This is a genomic window from Sulfuriferula thiophila (assembly GCF_003864975.1).
Lineage (GTDB): Bacteria > Pseudomonadota > Gammaproteobacteria > Burkholderiales > Sulfuriferulaceae > Sulfuriferula > Sulfuriferula thiophila.
In genome coordinates, this window is the sequence record NZ_BHGL01000035.1 from 1 (window position 1) to 2,748 (window position 2,748).

3 protein-coding genes and 1 pseudogene are annotated in these 2,748 nt (G+C 51.2%); 2 read left to right on the forward strand and 2 right to left on the reverse strand.

Annotated features, from left to right (window positions below):
* The first annotated feature begins 155 nt into the window (after positions 1–155).
* Positions 156–488 (forward strand): GrlR family regulatory protein, encoded by a 333-nt coding sequence (locus EJE49_RS11335; RefSeq protein WP_189941872.1) that lies wholly within the window; start codon positions 156–158, stop codon positions 486–488.
* Between the two features lie 393 nt (positions 489–881).
* Here the strand turns inward: EJE49_RS11335 and EJE49_RS11340 are convergent, their stop codons facing one another.
* Complete coding sequence (locus EJE49_RS11340) at positions 882–1,844, reverse strand: TerC family protein (protein WP_189941874.1); 963 nt, start codon at positions 1,842–1,844, stop codon at positions 882–884.
* A 134-nt stretch (positions 1,845–1,978) separates the two neighbouring features.
* Here EJE49_RS11340 and EJE49_RS11345 point away from each other — a divergent pair.
* A pseudogene (locus tag EJE49_RS11345) lies at positions 1,979–2,147 on the forward strand (IS110 family transposase); the annotation flags it as partial.
* Between the two features lie 58 nt (positions 2,148–2,205).
* Here the strand turns inward: EJE49_RS11345 and EJE49_RS11350 are convergent.
* Positions 2,206–2,664: a transposase gene (locus tag EJE49_RS11350; RefSeq protein WP_189941876.1), complete on the reverse strand. Its 459-nt coding sequence runs from the start codon at positions 2,662–2,664 to the stop codon at positions 2,206–2,208.
* Between the last annotated feature and the right edge of the window lie 84 nt (positions 2,665–2,748).

Sequence of the window (2,748 nt, forward strand, 5' to 3'; positions counted from 1 at the left end):
TTCGACCTTGATATCTCATTTGGTTCACGGCATGATGCGGTTATGGATATACTTTTTATACAGCTTCGTTAGGGTTACTATGTTGAAGAGCTGCATAATCAGCAGCACGAATTAATTTTTCATCCAATTTTGAAATTACATTGTCGAGGTAAATTATGCTTGAAGCACTTTGGTCTATTGAATTTCTATCAAATGTTGGCGGCTTTGGTTCCGGCGTAGTCGTTCTCGAAACTGGCCGCATTCTCGGTGGTGATGCACAGTATTTTTATGTCGGCTCTTATTCGGTTGAAAACCACACAATTCGTGCCACGGTAAAAGTCACCCATTATTCCGGGCAACCTTTTACGGTGTTTGGCCAGGCCAAAGAGGTAACGCTAAATCTTTCCGGCACTCCTGCCCAAGACACGTTTGAAGTGTCTGGCACTGTCTCAGAAAATCCCACGCTCAGCATTAGCATTCGGTTCACACGTCGTGCAGAATTGCCGTAACCCTAACCCGGCGTTCGAGCGGGACTGCCGAAAAGCGCGGCAGCCCCTCAACTTTACGTTGGGCGTCTTAGACACATGGCGAAGCTTCTACCCTTTGAGCATGCGATCTTGAGCGAGGTGGGCTCGTCGCTGTCGCCAGAACAACGCGGACAGTTTGTAAGAGGGGTCGGGCCTTACATTTGACATTTTATCCCTCCTTTCGACAAGCTTTACCGCACGACTTAGGTAGCATAGCTATTTGATCTGAATAGCATAACTAAATGATAATTGAGTGTCAAATGTAAGGCCTGATGCTAATTTTGCAAATAAGGGGCTTGCTATTCAAGACGGTATCTGACCCCACTGTCTCATTGTTCCTCTCGAGCAGCGCAGTTCCAATTAGGCGTGACAGCATCATTTCACCCCCTCGCGCATGGCAATCAGGCTGGCGACCACGCTGGCCCCGATCAACACCGCGACGATGGCAAGCGATGCCCCCACCGGAACGTGGTACCACGGCAGGATTAGCATCTTGGCGCCAATGAAAGTAAGTACCAAGGCGAGGCCGTATTTGAGCAGATGAAAACGGTCCGCCACGTCGGCCAGCAGAAAATACAACGCGCGCAGGCCCATGATGGCAAAGATATTGGAGGTGAAGACGACGAAGGGATCGGTGGTGATCGCGAAAATGGCCGGGATGGAATCCACCGCGAAAACCAGATCGGTGACCTCGATCAGGATCAGTACCAGAAACAATGGCGTGAAATAGCGCACGCCGTCCTTCATCACGGTGAATTTTTCGCCGTGATCGCCGTCGCTGATGCGCAGATGGCGACGCGCGAATTTCAGCACCGGGTTCTGCTCCAAATCAGGCGTCTTCTCCGCCATCACCAGCATACGCACGCCGGTGATCACCAGAAACACACCAAATATATACAGCACCCAGCTAAATTCCTGCACCACCCACGCCCCCGCCAAAATCATCACCGCGCGCAGCACGATGGCGCCGAGCACGCCGTAGATCAGCACGCGGCGCTGGTATTCGGCGGGGACGTGGAACGCAGTGAAGATCAACAGAAAGATGAACACATTGTCAACCGACAGCGACTTCTCGATCAGATAGCCGGTGAGGAATTCTAATGCCTTGCGGTCAGCCATTTCCGGCCCCACCGAGTCGGTCAAGTGCCACCACAGGCCAGCGTTAAACGCGAGCGCTAGGCTCACCCAGACCAGCGACCAGAGCGCGGCCTCTTTGACGCTGACCTTGTGTACTTTCCGACCGCCGAACACAAACAGATCCAGCGCCAGCATCACTAGCACAAATGCGATAAAACCCGCCCACATCGTGGGAGTCGCGAAACTATCAATACTTTGCATACGGTACGTGCCTGTAATTAAAAAATCGGGTTCATATCGTAATGGAATGGACGCCCACTTCCCAATACGGCATCCAAGTGCCAAAGTAGTGGTTGTGCTTAAGCAAACACTAAACAAGGAAAGGGGCATCCGAAATGAAGATTACGACAATAGGCATCGATTTGGCAAAGACTATTTTTCAGATTCATGGAGTTGACCAGTATGGCAAATGTTGTACGCAAGCAACTCGAGCGTGCCGAGATGTCCCCGTGCCTGATCGGCATGGAAGCCTGCGGCAGCGCTCACTACTGGGCAAGGAAACTGTGAGGTTATGGCCACACTGTCAAACTCAAGGCGAAAAACTGGGGTCAAAAAATTGGGGTCAGATACCGTCTTGAATAGCAAGCCCCTTATTTGCAAAATTAGCATCAAATGGCCTACCTGATTTCACCACGCCATAGATAATATGCACGAGTTTACGCATGGCTGCCCCGATAACGGCCTTCGGCACCAGCCCGTTAGCCTTCATTCTTTCCCCAAACGCTTGTAGCACTGTGTTGTGACGTAACGCTACCATGCCTGGCATATATAAGGCTTTCCTCAAGTCAGCATGACCAGTTCGGGAAATCATGGTGCGGCCTTTGACTGAGCTGCCTGATTGCCGCTGACGTGGTGATACACCTATGAAGGCTGTCAATGCCTTGCCATTAGCAAAACGGCAGATATCGCCTGCATAAGCCAGCACTTTAGCTACAGTTACCTCACCTATGCCCGGGATACTGGCAATCAGGTCAGCATCCTGTTTCAGCCCGGAGGAAGGGTTGAGCAAAGCGATACCCATCAAAACAACAAACCTCTGCTACGATACCGCCCATGGCAAACTATCGACGAAACTTTGTTGCGGGCGGCAGCTTCTTTTTCACCG